Genomic DNA, 15,507 nt, shown 5'->3' with positions numbered 1-15,507 from the left:
TCCGGGAGAATCCTTGAATTTGTGTTGGGAAGTCAGTTTGTGTGCGTCCAGAAATTAAGTATGGTATGTCACGCCTCCTGAACAGAGTGGGTGAAGCTTTGAGTTGGCTGTCTGAGTGCATATAGGGTCACTTCTTTTTTCACTCAGTTCATCGAAGAAGTCATAGTAGCAGATAATACTTCACCGCCATCTAACTTCAAAAGCGGTCGCATGGTATCAGATAAGTCCACTTGGTTTTCACTATCTACAAAGAGTGATCAAACTGTCTTATACACACTAAGTACGGCTGAAGCTGGAAGACGATCGACTCCGGGAGGATCAAGGACGACAGGCGTAACCCGCAGTGCTCTTTTGCGAGGTCCGCCGCGTCCCCTCCGGAAAGCGTATCGTCTGGAAGCGCAAGCCGCATGACTCTCTAAGTCAGCGTCACTCCATCTAATTGTTATAGACAAAGTCGCTTTTACATACTATCTGCTTTTTGCAAACACAAAAAAACTTCCCAGAAAGAGAAAAAATCTCTTTTTGGAAAGCTTTTGTTTTTTGCTTATTTACGGCGTTGACGATTGCGCAAGAACGTTGGGATATCCAGTTGCTCATCGTGCTGATGAGTTTGCTGTTGTCTCGGTTCTGGTTGCTCATAACGCGGCTCTTCATATCGACTCTGCGCAGGTGCCTGTGGTTGCTGAATAGGTCTGCTTTCACGTTGACGGACATTATTTGCCATACCTGGACCTCTGCCCGGTCTTCCTGGTGCTAATTGCTCTTCGCTGAATCCTGTGGCAATAACTGTAACGATGATTTCATCTTTCAAATCATCATTGATTACTGAACCGAAAATCATATTAACATTTTCATCAGACGCTGTTGCTACGATGTCAGCTGCTTCTTGTACTTCAAACAAACTCAAGTTTGAGCCGCCAGTGATGTTCATCAAGACACCTTTTGCTCCATCGATTGAAGTTTCAAGCAATGGACTGGAAATCGCTTTTTTCGCGGCTTCTGCTGCTCTGTTTTCGCCCGTAGACATTCCGATTCCCATTAATGCGGAACCTTTGTTGTACATAATTGTCTTGACATCGGCAAAGTCCAAGTTAATGAGTCCAGGTACTGCGATCAAATCTGAAATACCTTGAACCCCTTGACGTAGTACATTGTCAGCTTCTCTAAACGCTTCAAGCATTGGAGTGTTTTTATCAACGATTTCAAGTAGCTTGTCATTTGGAATAACAATTAGTGTATCGATTGCTTCTTTCATCGCTGCAATACCACCAGAAGCAGACGTTGATCTCTTTCTTCCTTCGAAAGTGAACGGACGTGTCACAACACCTACTGTAAGTGCTCCGATATCCTTAGCAATTTGAGCGATTACAGGCGCTGCACCTGTACCTGTTCCTCCACCCATACCTGCTGTAACGAAAACCATATCCGCACCGCGAAGTGCTTCTTCAATTTGTTCTTTGCTCTCTTCTGCTGCTTTTTTACCAACTTCAGGATTTGCACCTGCACCTAATCCTCTAGTCAACTTTTCACCAATCTGTAGTTTTACTTCAGCTGATGAAAGTTGTAATGCTTGAGCATCCGTGTTTACTGCGATAAATTCAACACCCTGCACTCCGTGTTCGATCATACGGTTTACAGCGTTGTTTCCACCGCCACCTACTCCAATTACTTTAATAACTGCTAGAGAATCTATATTCATATCAAATTCAAGCATTGGTTTTCCTCCTCTAATTTAGCTGCAATTCGTATTTCAAAAAATTTACTCAAAGAAATTATCAAACATTTTCTTAGCTTTTTTCATGAATCCTTCGCCTTTTTCTTTTTTAGGCTTCACAGCTTTCGGCGCTGGTTCAGAAACTTCGTAAATCGACTCAGTAGATTGTGGTTGATTAGCTTGTCCTTCTTCATAGCCAAAGAATACATCTTCCATATATGCATAACGAATCAAGCCGACCGCAGTGGAGTACATCGGCTCTCTGACACCTATATATTCTGGTGTGTACAATCGCACTCGCGTTTTAAATACTTCACGAGACAATTGTAGCATGCCTTCGAGCTTAGCAGTTCCACCTGTTATAACGATACCACCGGGCAGATCACGAATACCAGACGCATATAAGTCTTCCAAAATCAATTCAAATAGTTCTTCCAAACGTGAACCGATAATATCCGAGATAAAGCGTTGACTGTATTGATCTTTCGCATCTGAACCAACGACTGGCACTTCAAACAATTCTTCATCTGAAGCATCGTCATAGTAGGCATGGCCGTGTTGATGTTTTATCATTCTTGCTTGATCTGTAGGTGTCTTCAATACGATTGACAAATCTTTCGTAATATGATCTCCACCCACTGGCAGAACAGATGTATTGATCAGACGGTTTTCAGCAAATACAGAAACTGTTGTAGAACCTCCACCTATATCAATAAATGCTGTGCCATGGTACATTTCATCTTCAGATAAAGCGAATGTGCCTGCAGCTAATGGTTGCAAATAAATTTCGCGGATTTGAAGACCTGCTTTTTCTACGCATCGTAAAATGTTATGTAGTTGGGTTTTAGACGTAGTAATAAGCGTTGCGTCCATTTCCAATCGTACACCCATCATACCACGGGGATCTGTAATTTCATCATAATCGTCTACGATAAATTGTTTAGGCACTAAGTTGACAAATTCTCTTTCTTGTGGAACATTCATCACTTGTGAAGACTTCATGACTCTTTCCAAATCATCATCTGTAATCTCACGGTTTTCCGAATTTACAGCTACTACTCCTTTAACATCTTGGAATTGTACGCCATTGGCCGGAATGCCGAGTACTACCTCTTCAATCTTTAAACCTGTCATTCGCTCAGCCTGTTCGATCGCTTTACGAATCGATTGAACGGTGGCGTCAATATCAATAATTGTCCCTTTACGAATCCCTGCCGATTGCACATTCCCCACACCAATTACATGTAGAGAGTTATTATCCATTTCTCCAATTAACACTTTAATAGTCGATGACCCTATATCTAGTGATACATACTTAGTTGACTGACTCAATTATTGACACCTCCTTAATTAAACTAGTAACTTCCATTCTATTGTATTATGCACGCTTTGTCTAAATATTTTCAACACCCTCTTCTATTAAATAGTAAATGTTACGAATTTGCATTAGAATTTTTACTTCTTCCTGTCCATTTTGCCAACAATATTCGTCGAATGACTGCAATATTTTGGAACAATCGCACACCAAATGCAAAAACTGCGGCCAAATAGAGATCAACGCCTAAATGCACACCAATGAAGGCAAGCGCAGCGGCTAGAAGAATATTGAAGAAAAACCCTGAAACAAAGATTCGGTCATCATATACTTGCTGAAGATAGGCTCTGATTCCACCAAATAGTGTATCAAATGCAGCAAGAATCGCAATAGTTAAATAGTTGTTGTAAATTTGCGGAATTTGTATATCCGAGAGCAAACCTAGTGAAATGCCAAGGAGTAGCCCAAGTAAGGGTAGCCACATATTGTCATTGCTCCTTTGTTTGTTCTTTTAAAAACCTATTTTCAAAACCACCCGTCCAACCTTGTAATGCCACCCGTTCGGTTGGTTTACTTATAGTTAAAACGAGATCATCCAAATAAAATTCATCTTGTATCGTTGTCGATAACAAATGATTGTACAGCTTTTCACTTTGTTCAAGTGTAGCAGATACAATTTTAATTTTAAAAGGAGGTGTAGAAACATTTTCACCACTGACAGTTAGCTTACCGTTAATGTCTCGAATCCAACTCAGTGTTGTGAATCGTTTCCCATCGATTTCCAGTTCATTTCCTTGGTGTTGGTTTACTACATTAATAAACCAAGTCAACAATTCGGACGAGACAGGCTTTATCTCATAGCCGAATGCAATACTCTCAGGTGATGGAGCGACTTCAATTACAAATCCTGGACCCGTGGTCGGCATAAAACCCGCTTGTTCATATAACTTATCCAGCGTATTTTGTAAAACTTCCGCAGTACTTTCATTCGTCATTTTGGTATAGGATGAAAGTGTTTGATCGACTTCTCGGATTTCATCCAATAGTTCAGAATGGATTTTCTTTTCATTCGATAATTCTTTACGGATTGCCCACATATCTCGTGTATCACGAGCAGGTTCTATATTCATAGATTTGTATTGTAAAGCTAATACAAAACCAACTATACATAGAATTAACGTGAACTTCCAGTTTATTTTTTCTTTCACTCTACCCCCCCCTCTATTCATCAAACTTCGTCACGAATCGCAGTCAATTGGATCTCTTTCAGTTCTTCCAAAGTGACGACTATGTTATCACGGACCAGTCCATCAATTACACTTCCCTTTAAATGCATAGCAGGTGCTAATACTTTCGGGTCGCCGATCGCCTCTATAACGAATGGAGCTGGAAAGGTTCTACCGTCAACCATAATAACAGGGCCTGTACACTTTATGTAGGAATTCGAATTGATGCGCTGTCCATTGATCGCAAGTCCTTGCGCACCCGCAATTTTCAATTCATTGATTACACGTAGCACATGACTTTCATGAACTATATAATCATTTGGATTTTGGATGGACGGATCGTAATCAGCGTCTTCAAGAGTCACTTTTACACCGGATCCTGTTGCCGGCATTACACCGAGTAGTAACCGTAAATCTCTTGCTTTTTCTACAAGTACCGCGTGATTTTCTTCTTGATTCGAGAAACGATCTTCAAAATCCTGAATTTTTTTTTGTTTTTCAAGTAACTCATTCGTCAATTCTTTATTTCTTTCTTGCTGTGTGATCAAATCTTCCCTATACTGCTCTTCTTGCAGAAATAAATCGGTTTGTACTACGTCCAGTTCCTGCATGGTACTACCGACCGTGCGATAAGCAAAGGCAAGCATGAAACCTAGGACGAGAAAGACTATAGAAAATAGTAGTTGCTTGCCACGTTTTTCTCTAGCTGCCTTCCGATTACTATTCACTTTCTCCCTCCTGTCCGCTTTCACTTTCAATGTTTGCTCCTTCAATTTCAACAGGTTTTCCAACAGGTTTGTCTTCTTCTAAGACATCGGGTTCAGGTTCTTTATAATAGTCTGTGAACGTTTTGAAGTACACTCCTATCTCCATATCCAATATCCCTTTTTCTTCTTTAGGCAATTGCGCGATGATGTCCGGATAGTATGACATTTTATCTGCAAATCCGTGTATAGTTGCATGCACTTCATAACCATCATTCATAAATGCTTCTATTTTATTTTGTCCTTTATAATGCAGCTCAGATATTAGTGTAAATACAGTAGCGTCTAGCTCCTGAAGTTGCTCAATCATTCGTTCAATGATTGCCGGATCGGAAAAACCCGACAGGATAGGTGCATGTAACAGCGCTTCCGGATCATCCGTTTCCATTCGATCGCCATTTTCCAACAATAAATCATACTGTACTTTATTTTCTATATATGCTACCGGTTGCCATTCTGTAACTGTAATCGACACATCATTCCAATTATCCCTACGTACCGATACTTCTTTCACACCAGTGATGGATAATATATTTTCTTCGATATCTTTTGTTCTAAAACCCCAAAATGACTGCCCGACATATAACCCGCTTCGTTCTACATAAACCTCACGATCATTCAAGGTCGTATCATTTACAGAAATCTTATGAACATCACTTAACGGCGATTGGAAGTACAGCAACGCAAGAAGAACGAGCAAGAAGATCGCAACGAGCAAAAGAAATTTTTTATTCGCTTTTCTTTTTCGCTTTTTTCGCAACGACGGAATACGATCTTCAATATCAATCACTTTTTCCATTTGCCGTTCTCCTCCTATCCCTGCTCTTTACCTTTTGAAAAATGTAAAATAGTTCCCACAGCTAACCATGTAGTCAATAACGAAGAACCGCCATAGCTTATGAATGGCAGTGTCACTCCAGTCACCGGCAACAAGCCCGACACGACACCCATATTTAAAAACGTTTGAAACATAATCATCGAAATCATTCCTGATACTAATAAAAAGGAATTCCAGTTTGTTAAGCGAATCGCAATGGCAAATGAAGAAGCGAGCAATAAAATAAAAAGCAAAATAACAGTAGTTGCGCCGATAAAGCCAATTTCTTCAGCAATGATAGAGAAAATAAAATCATTTTGGGGCTCCGGCAAATAAAGAAATTTTTGGCGACTATTACCTAGGCCATGTCCAAACAATCCACCTGGCGCTATAGCAAACAGCGACTGTATACTTTGAAATCCGGTACCGAGCGGATCATTCCAAGGATCAATATATGATTTAATACGATCCAGTCGGTAAGGTGCTGCTAAAATCAAACCAATAAATGCAACAACGCCTGAAATGAAAAGAAAGATAAAAAACGACAACGGATAACCCGCCAAGAACAGAATAACAAATGCAGAGACAATCATGATGACGGCTGAACCAAGATCTGGTTGCAACATAATCAACGTAGCCGGCAATAAAATCAATGCGAAATGTTGCCAGTGCAATGATTTCTTCTTGTCTTTCTTCATACTACTTGCTAATTTCCCGAGCAATGCTACTTTCACGAATTCAGCAGGTTGTATACTAAGAGGTCCTAGCGCAATCCAGCTTTGGGAACCATTCCTTACAACCCCAATTCCAGGGATCAGCACCGCCATTAACATCAAAATGGAACCTATATAAAAATATGTCCAAAACGTTGGATGGGACGTTAGAGGGCTCCTGTACAGACCATACGCTATTGTCAATGAAATGATCATATATACCGCTTGTTTAACAATGAATGGTGAAGAATTCTGGTAATGAACTTCCCCCCAATAAGAACCTGCCGATTGAACAAACACCAACCCGATCACTGATAACAGCAATGCAGATAGTAAAAATACTGTGCGATATGTTCTTTCCAGTGTTCGCATCCTTCCACAATATAGTAATAGCCTTTTTCTATTATACGCTTATAGTATTACAAGCTATTTACAGTTTCATGACTGCCTGAATAAATTCATCTCCACGTATCTCAAAGCTTGTATACTGATCCCAACTTGCACAACTAGGTGACAATAATAGGACATCTCCCTCGCGGCTTGCACCGTACGCTTTTTGCACTGCATCATCCATAGTAGTAGCGAGTACAGTTTGTTCCACTCCACATGTTAAAGCGAAATCTATGAAGCGCTGAGCAGTCTCCCCTATCGCTACCACCGCGTTGACATTTTGCATATACGGCCGTAATTCTTCAAATGAATGTCCCCGTTCCAAACCGCCCGCAATAAGGATTACAGGTTGCTTGAACGAAGAGAGTGCACTTTTAGTTGCTAGCGTATTCGTCGCTTTAGAATCATTATAGATCGTACGTCCATAACACTCTCTAACAAATTGCATACGATGTCGCACGCCTGTAAATGAACTTAAAACATTTTCAATTGCACTCTTTTCACAACCTTTTATAATCGCCGCTCCAGTGGCGGCTAATATATTTTCCAAGTTGTGACGTCCGGGTAACTTAATTCTCTTCGTCGAGATATATCGCTCACCTAGCCAGTAAATCCATTCTTCGTCAGCTGAAATTCCGTCAGATGCTTTACCTTCTACTGAAAAAGGTATTTTTTGTGCACTCATCGTTTCTACAGCCATTCGTACAGCTGGCTGATCGTAATTATAAATTAAATAATCATCTGTTGTTTGATTGCGAGTTACATTCATTTTTGCATTTAAATATTCTGCTGTCGTACCGTGATAATCTAAATGTGCATCATACAGATTAGTAAAAATCGCAATTTCCGGCTTAAATTCCTCTATACCTGCCAATTGGAATGAAGAAGCTTCAAGAACTATCACTTCATCAGGTGTGGCTTTTTCAGCTACTGTACAAGCAACCGTACCGATATTACCTGCGATTAATGGTTTTTTCTTTCCTATATTGAGCATGTGGTAAAGAAGAGTAGTCGTAGTTGTTTTGCCATTTGAACCCGTAATCGCAATAATAGGAGCTTCGCTGATCCGTCCCGCCAATTCAACTTCGGTCCAAATACGTAGCCCTTGTTTCATTGCTTGCTCAATCAATGGGTTGCTGTAAGGAATGCCGGGATTTTTAACGATAACATCGAAATTTCTCTCTAACAGTGCGACGGGGTGACCTCCACCAATAACTTCAATGCCGAGCGCTTGAACAATTGCAGCTTCTTCATTGCCTTCAAGCGGTTTGGCATCATTGACGACAACTTCCGCCCCCAGACGATGGAGTAAACCTGCTGCCGCTACTCCGCTTTTCGCCAAACCGACGATTAACACTCGTTTTCCTATAAATTGATCCGTATTCTTCATCTACATGACCTCCAAAAAGACCGGTACAAGCGCAGCCAGTAAAGCCACACCCCAAAACACAATTACTACTTTCCACTCTGACCAGCCTGACAATTCAAAATGATGGTGAATGGGACTCATCTTAAAGACGCGTTTCCCCGTCAGCTTGAAGCTAATGACTTGTATAATAACCGATAACGTTTCCACAACGAAAACAATTCCGATTACAAGCAACAAAAACTCTTGTTTGATCAAAACTGATAACATAGCTAACGCGCCACCAAGCGCAAGTGAACCAGTATCCCCCATAAATACTTTAGCCGGTTTAATATTGAATAATAAAAATCCTAGCATCGAACCCGCTACTACAAATGCAAACAAAGCGATATCATTTTGCTCATAGATTAATGCGAATACCCCGAACGTAGCAAAGGCAATTGTTGAAGTCCCGCCAACTAGCCCATCTAATCCATCCGTTAAATTGACTGCATTTGAAAAGCCAACAAGCCAAAAAATTAGAAATGCCACATAAAATACCCCTAGATCCATACCCAAGTCTGTAAATGGAATCGTCACAGTTGTTTCGAAGGGGCCTAACTTCAAAAGGAAAAACGCTACAATCGCAATGATAATTTGCCCTATCAATTTCTGCAAAGAAGTTAATCCTAAGTTCCGTTTAGCGATGATAATAATAAAATCATCTAAAAAGCCAATAAAACCAAAGCCTAATAGAACGATTAATAATACAATCGTATGAGTTGTCAGCGTATCATTTATGTAAGATAGAGTAAGTGTTGAAATCAAAATCGATATGAGGAAGATCAGCCCGCCCATAGTAGGAGTGCCTGCTTTTTTCTTATGCGCTTCCGGACCTTCCTCGCGTATGCTTTGACCAAATTTCAACCTTCTAAGTAATGGGATGATGATCACCCCGACAATCGCTGAAACAAAAAATGCTACAGCGATTGTGGTGACTGTCGTACCGAGTGTCATGATAAGTTCTCCTTCTACTTTCAATTCCTTAACTGCGTTTATTTTATTCCGAATATAGATGAATGGTGTCTTCCACGGCCATTAACGTATGAGGAGCAGGTAATTGACGAATAACTTTCTTTCCTTTTCCATGCCATTGCATGTTGAACGTGTAATTTTGTGCTAATAATTCTTTCTCGCTCATACCGAGTAAATTGGGCGAACGAAACGTAATCGCATCTCCCCACCTATATTCTTTTTCGAGTTGCTCTTTTCTTCTTTCTATTTTAGCGATCGATGCTGTTTCTTCAATAATCCGTCCAACGATAGGCGCTGCGATGACGCCGCCAAATTGAATGGAATTTTTCGGACTGTCTACAGCTACATACACTAATAGCTCTGGATCATCCGCTGGGGCAAACCCGATAAATGACACGATGTAGTCCCCGTCTTTATAACGACCATCCACCACTTTTTGAGCCGTTCCAGTTTTTCCACCTATCCGTAGGCCATCTGAAAAAGCATTTCGTCCAGAACCGTTGGCAACTACAGATTCCAACGCATGACGCACTTGTTTAGACGTTTCTTCACTAATAACGCGCCTTTTCAATTTTGGCTCGAATTCTTTTAGTAAGTTTCCCTCGGAGTCTTGTATCGCTTTAACGATATAAGGTGTAAATAGGTTCCCGCCGTTAATAGCGGCAGCAACAGCTTGAACTTGCTGAATCGGTGTAACTGAAATTCCTTGACCAAATGAAGTGGTCGCTTGTTCAACAGGCCCAAACGCTTCCTTAGTAAACAAAATTCCTTTCGCTTCACCAGCAATTCCAGATTCGGTAGATGCACCAAATCCAAACGAACGGATATAATGATCCAGCTTTTCACTACCTAATCTTTGACCCATCGTTATAAACCCGGGGTTACAGGAATTTTCTACTACTTCTAGGAACGTTTGATCTTTATGTCCTTCACGCTTCCAACAACGTAAGCGCGCATTGGCGACCATCGTATATCCTGGATCGTAAAAGCCTTCGTTCTCTAAATCAATCAATTTTTCTTCCAGACTAGCAGCCAATGTGACGATTTTAAACGTGGAACCAGGTTCATAAGTCATCCAAACAGGTAAGTTACGATTATAAATTGTCGATTCTGCAGTTTGGTAGTTCGCCGGATCAAAACCCGGAACAGATGCTAATGATAATAGTTCACCAGTTTTTGGATTCATGATAATAGCTAGTGCCTGGGTAGCATCATACTTCTCCATTGCTTGAATAAGTTCACGTTCTACAATTTGTTGCATTTTCAAATCAATTGTTAATAACAACGAAGATCCTTCTTTACCGTGTTCAAAACCATCCTCCACATGTGGTAAAGGTATTCCCTTAGCATCAGTAAACAATCTGATTTTATCACCGGCACCACTCAGAATCTCGTCATACGCATACTCAATCCCTGCTAACCCTTTACTGTCATATCCGGTGAATCCCAGCAATCGTGCTAATAAATCATCGTACGGATAATTCCTGACAAAATCGACACCTACATAAAGTCCAGGCACTTGAAGTTTTGTAATTTCATCCGCTTGCTCTTTTGTAATGTTTTTAGCTTCAGGTGCCAGTTTGACCATGTATTCTTTTTTCTTCATTTTCTCTTCTAATAGCTCTGGAGAAATCGATAGAATCTTTGCAATGGCAGGTATTGAATTTGTAATATCAGGATTTTGAGAAGGCATGAAATACAGTGTAGGCGCCAGTTTACTACCTACTACGACTTGGCCGTTGCGATCCATAATATTTCCGCGCATCGCTCCAAACGGTATTTCACGATCCCAGTTTTCTTTTGCTTTTTCTTTTACCCATTCATGTTTAATAATCTGCACATGAAATAGCTTACCTACAACGAGCAACATGCTGATGAAGAAAATGAGGAAAGCTGCTCGTAACCGTTTTTTCGACTGCATATCAATGAATGACCGCACAGACTCACTACCTTTGTTTTTCTACTAAGGTATGTGTAGAATATGCATGCTATTCATTAGCCACCAATGATTTGTTCTTCCTCATCTTCTGTTTGCTGTTCCTTGGATTTTTTATCATTGTATTGTTCTTCAGGAGTACGCATCTCGATGACGACTGGATCCGTACTGTTCACTTTAGTGCCTTCTGTTACACTTTGTCCTACGACATAGCCTTCACCGTTAATACGAATATCCAGGTTGGACAAGTGCTTATAGGACAATATCATTTTTTTAGACCAGCCTTTGAAGTCTGGAAGTGTTGTTTCCCCTGCCGTTTTCAACAACACGATCTCTCGTTCGACTAACTGTGTATCCGCTTTTGGAAGTTGTTCCGTTACAACTCCGCCTTCACCTATAATTACAGCTTCCAATCCGTCTTCCTGAATCGTCTCTGCTGCGGCTACCGCATCTTTTTCAACGTAGTCTTGCACAGTTACAACAGGTACTTCAGCTTCATTGTCAGGGGCAATATTCAAATACTTCAAGCTGTTTTCCATAATTGGATTGAATACTTTTGAGACTGGATCTGAACCTAACTCTCCTGACTTTAACTTTGGTTGCTGTACTGTTACATAAACTAATAATTGCGGGTCATCAATCGGAGCCATTCCAAGGAAAGAATATAGATAATTTCCGAACCCAGACATATATCCTTTACCTTCTTTTTTCGGAATTTCAGCCGTCCCAGTCTTCCCTCCTACTTCATAATTGGGAAGATAATATTTTTGTGCCGTTCCGTTTGGTGACGTAACTGTAGTCGCCAAAATTTCACGCACTTTCTTAGCAGTTCTAGCTGAAATGGGCTTACCACTTTCTTCTGGTTCGTGATTTTCCAATACTTTATCGGTATTCGGATCAATAATTTGATCAATGACGTAAGGTTTCATCATCACACCATCATTTGCAATGGCTGACGCTGCTTGAATCATTTGCAGCGGGGTAACTGTAGATCCTTGACCGTATGATGTAGTTAGGCGTTCAGCCGCATAATTATCCAATACGACGCCTTTAGCTTCATTAGGCAAATCAATACCCACGCGTTTTCCGAATCCGAAATCATGTACATATTCAATAAACTTACGATCGCCAATTCTTTCTAGTAGATAAGCCATCGCGACGTTGGAAGAGCGCTGTAATCCTTCTAGGTAAGTGATTGTCCCCCACCCTACTTGATTTACATCACGTATCGTCTGATCGTAAATTGTATAAGCACCTGATTTAAAGTACGCATCCGGATCCCATTTGCCTTCTTCAACCGCTGCAGCTAGAGTAAACATCTTCATAGGAGAACCGGGTTCAATCGTTTGCTCTACAGCGTCATTTAACCAGTTTTCCGTCAACCCTTCCCTTGTCATCGGGTCGAACGTCGGGCGCTGACTCATAGCTAAAATCTCACCAGTTTTCGGATCAGAAACGAGAACAAGCATTTTAGCCGGTTCATATTCCTTTTCTACTTGATCCATCGCTTCTTCCACAAAGTTTTCAATTGTTTTATCAATAGTTAGTTTGATCGTGTGACCATCCTTAGGGGCTTCCACCTGCTTATTGGCAGTCGGCAATACATATCCCCAGCCATCAGATAAATAATTCACTTTGCCGTTGACACCAGTTAATTGCTTATCATAGGTCTTTTCAAGCCCCATCTTGCCGGTAGTGACTACTTTATTATCTTCCGTCTCTACTTTTTGGGCAAACCCAACTAAATAAGATGCAAATCTGCCGTTTGGATAAAAGCGTTTCTTGCCTTCAACAAACAAAATTCCCGATAACTTTTTACTGTTGAGTTCTTCTTCCATCTTCAGAACGGTTTCACGGTTCAAATCTTTACCCGCACGCCCGAACTCAATTTGCCAAGTCCCTTCTTTGGCATTCTTCATTTTATCGTAAATTTCTTTTTCTTTTAACGGAATATATTTCGCTAGTACTTTGGCTGTTTCTTTATAATCCACTACATGATATTTTTTTTTACTATTGTTACTTGCCGCTTCGCTCAGTACAGCCACTACATGATAGCTTAATGTATCCGAGGCAATCGCCTGATCATTACGATCAACAATCGATCCACGATTGGCATACAGTTCCGCCTTCTTTTCATATTGATTGGCTGCTATTTTCGCCAGTTCTTTTCCATCCACTTGGCCTGTCAGCTGAATAAAAAGAATTCTGCCGAATAATATAAAAAAGAGCCCTCCGAATACTACAAACATTAGAAAGGCTCCCCACTGAAAGCGAAACTTCTTCATCGTCCAGGCACTACCTTGACATTACTTTCGTTAAGGTTCAGGCCGCTTTGCTGTGCTTTTTTCCAAATGCGCTCATGTGTTGATTTATCACTCACTTGGATGGACAATTCCGTATTTTGTTTTGCCGTTTCTTCTATTTCAGAATTCATCAATTGTACTTCTTTATTTACAGCGTTTAATTCAGAATGCGTCTGTAAAAGCATAGAAGAAGATCCAATGGTAAATGCTGCAAATAAAGTGAACAATATCTTTTCACCTTTGGAAAAACGTTTTTTTACGCGATGAACTACTGGTTGCTCTTTTTCAATTGGTTGAACGGTCTCTGGAGTATATGAAGTGTATAGTTTCCGTTGTTCTAGTCCCATGGTTAGATTCCCCTTTACTTTTTCTCTACAATCCGTAGTTTTGCTGATCTCGCACGTTTATTGTGCTCTATTTCTTCATCGGAAGGAATGATTGGTTTTCTCGTAATGAGTTTCAAATCTGGTTCCATTCCTTCAGGTACAATTGGTAAGTTCGGTGGCAACTCGGGCATAGACGTTGCTTCTTTAAAAATTGTTTTACATAAGCGATCTTCTAAGGAATGGAACGTAATCACACTGATTCTTCCTTTTTTACGCAATAACGTAATCGCATCTGTTAAAGATTGCTCCGCAGCTCCAAGTTCGTCATTTACTGCTATACGAACTGCCTGAAAAACGCGCTTCGCTGGATGACCGCCTGTTCTTCTTGCCGCTGCCGGTATCCCCATTTTAATCAATTCCACTAACTCCCCTGTCGTACGAATAGGTGCTTCCTGACGGGCTTGTTCAATTTTTCGAGCGATTTGCTTGGAAAACTTTTCTTCCCCGTAACGAAAAAATATTCTGACAAGATCTGCGTAAGACCATTCATTAATCACTTCATGCGCAGTTAATGGAGCTGTCGTATCCATCCGCATATCAAGCGGTGCGTCATGGTTATAACTAAACCCTCGTTCCGGAGTATCAAGTTGTGGTGAAGAAACGCCAAGATCATACAAGATACCGTCTACTTCAGTAATTCCTAACTTTGCTAATTCATTTTTTAATTGTTTAAAATTTGCATGAACGAAATATACTTGCGCTGCGTATTTTCTTAGTTTTTCCTGTGCAGCTTCAATAGCGATCATGTCCTGGTCAAAGCAAATTAATTTTCCATTGGATGAAAGAAGTTTTATTATTTCTTCACTATGACCCGCACCACCAAGTGTGCAGTCTACGTAAATACCATCTTCTTTTACATCTAAGCCTGTAACGGCCTCGTGCAATAAAACTGTTGTATGATTAAACAAAATTACACCGCCTGCTCTCAAAAATCAAAATCAATAAGGTTTTCTGCAATGTCATTAAACGATTCTTCTGATTCCTCGTAGTATGCAGCCCAAAGTTCTGCAGACCAAATCTCGATACGGCTAGAGACACCGATGATCATACATTCTTTTTCAATCTTAGCGAATTCGAGCAAGTTTGCAGGTATATTGACTCTCCCCTGCTTATCAAGACTTGCTTCCGATGCACCCGAGAAGAAAAAGCGAGTGAATGCCCGAGCATCTCGTTTTGTGACCGGCAACGCTTTCAATTTCTCTTCAAGCTTTTGCCATTCATCCAGTGGGTATCCGAATAGACAATTATCCAATCCACGGGTCAAAACAAAGCCCTCAGCTAACTGCTCTCTAAATTTGGAAGGAACTATGAGCCGACCCTTCATATCAATTGAATGTTGATACTCACCCATGAACATATCCTTCACCCCACTGTATGAAATAATGTACCACATCCCCCCACTTTCCTCCACCCAGTAGGCTGTTTTTCTTTGCTTATTTTTTAAAATGTGTCAATAGTACTTCTTTCTCTTTAATTTCGAGCAATTCCGTTTAATTTATTCATGAAACCAAACGTTTTTCAGACATTTTCAACGTATTAAAAAAGTTAAAGATAAAAAGATGT

Annotated in this window: 14 protein-coding genes; all 14 read right to left on the bottom strand. The window is 40.5% G+C overall.

What is annotated here, in order from left to right:
- Positions 1 to 544 precede the first annotated feature (544 nt).
- On the bottom strand, positions 545 to 1,714 hold the full coding sequence (gene ftsZ, locus DV702_RS02205; RefSeq protein WP_114923252.1) for a cell division protein FtsZ: 1,170 nt from the start codon (positions 1,712 to 1,714) through the stop codon (positions 545 to 547).
- A gap of 45 nt (positions 1,715 to 1,759) precedes the next feature.
- On the bottom strand, positions 1,760 to 3,046 hold the full coding sequence (ftsA, locus tag DV702_RS02200) for a cell division protein FtsA (protein ID WP_114923251.1): 1,287 nt from the start codon (positions 3,044 to 3,046) through the stop codon (positions 1,760 to 1,762).
- A gap of 101 nt (positions 3,047 to 3,147) precedes the next feature.
- Positions 3,148 to 3,513, bottom strand: coding sequence for a small basic family protein (locus DV702_RS02195; protein ID WP_114923250.1), 366 nt, complete (start codon positions 3,511 to 3,513; stop codon positions 3,148 to 3,150).
- Between the two features lie 4 nt (positions 3,514 to 3,517).
- Positions 3,518 to 4,237 (bottom strand): DUF881 domain-containing protein, encoded by a 720-nt coding sequence (locus DV702_RS02190; protein WP_162805695.1) that lies wholly within the window; start codon positions 4,235 to 4,237, stop codon positions 3,518 to 3,520.
- 20 nt (positions 4,238 to 4,257) lie between these two features.
- Positions 4,258 to 4,983, bottom strand: coding sequence for a DUF881 domain-containing protein (locus DV702_RS02185; protein ID WP_240315669.1), 726 nt, complete (start codon positions 4,981 to 4,983; stop codon positions 4,258 to 4,260).
- Positions 4,976 to 5,818, bottom strand: a complete 843-nt coding sequence (locus DV702_RS02180; protein ID WP_114923248.1) for a cell division protein FtsQ/DivIB — start codon at positions 5,816 to 5,818, stop codon at positions 4,976 to 4,978. The genes DV702_RS02185 and DV702_RS02180 overlap by 8 nt, the downstream gene beginning before the upstream one ends.
- Before the next feature lie 14 nt (positions 5,819 to 5,832).
- Positions 5,833 to 6,921 carry a putative lipid II flippase FtsW gene (gene ftsW / locus DV702_RS02175; protein ID WP_114923247.1) on the bottom strand — a complete coding sequence of 363 codons (1,089 nt, stop codon included), beginning with the start codon at positions 6,919 to 6,921 and terminating at the stop codon, positions 5,833 to 5,835.
- A gap of 58 nt (positions 6,922 to 6,979) precedes the next feature.
- Entirely contained in the window at positions 6,980 to 8,329 is a 1,350-nt protein-coding gene (murD, locus tag DV702_RS02170) for a UDP-N-acetylmuramoyl-L-alanine--D-glutamate ligase (RefSeq protein WP_114923246.1), read from the bottom strand.
- The gene (gene mraY, locus DV702_RS02165; RefSeq protein ID WP_114923245.1) at positions 8,330 to 9,301 is read right to left on the bottom strand and encodes a phospho-N-acetylmuramoyl-pentapeptide-transferase; all 972 of its coding nucleotides are present in this window, start codon (positions 9,299 to 9,301) and stop codon (positions 8,330 to 8,332) included.
- 43 nt (positions 9,302 to 9,344) lie between these two features.
- Complete coding sequence (locus tag DV702_RS02160; RefSeq protein ID WP_114925806.1) at positions 9,345 to 11,240, bottom strand: penicillin-binding transpeptidase domain-containing protein; 1,896 nt, start codon at positions 11,238 to 11,240, stop codon at positions 9,345 to 9,347.
- Between the two features lie 74 nt (positions 11,241 to 11,314).
- Positions 11,315 to 13,504: a penicillin-binding protein gene (locus DV702_RS02155; protein WP_240315668.1), complete on the bottom strand. Its 2,190-nt coding sequence runs from the start codon at positions 13,502 to 13,504 to the stop codon at positions 11,315 to 11,317.
- 32 nt (positions 13,505 to 13,536) lie between these two features.
- Positions 13,537 to 13,905, bottom strand: a complete 369-nt coding sequence (gene ftsL, locus DV702_RS02150) for a cell division protein FtsL (protein ID WP_114923243.1) — start codon at positions 13,903 to 13,905, stop codon at positions 13,537 to 13,539.
- A 14-nt stretch (positions 13,906 to 13,919) separates the two neighbouring features.
- The gene (gene rsmH, locus DV702_RS02145) at positions 13,920 to 14,852 is read right to left on the bottom strand and encodes a 16S rRNA (cytosine(1402)-N(4))-methyltransferase RsmH (RefSeq protein ID WP_114923242.1); all 933 of its coding nucleotides are present in this window, start codon (positions 14,850 to 14,852) and stop codon (positions 13,920 to 13,922) included.
- Between the two features lie 17 nt (positions 14,853 to 14,869).
- Positions 14,870 to 15,301: a division/cell wall cluster transcriptional repressor MraZ gene (gene mraZ / locus DV702_RS02140; RefSeq protein WP_114925805.1), complete on the bottom strand. Its 432-nt coding sequence runs from the start codon at positions 15,299 to 15,301 to the stop codon at positions 14,870 to 14,872.
- Positions 15,302 to 15,507: the final 206 nt, after the last annotated feature.

The organism is Sporosarcina sp. PTS2304 (assembly GCF_003351785.1).
Classification (GTDB): domain Bacteria; phylum Bacillota; class Bacilli; order Bacillales_A; family Planococcaceae; genus Sporosarcina.
Note: the sequence above shows the minus strand (reverse complement) of the source record. Positions and strands in the feature narration are given on the sequence as shown.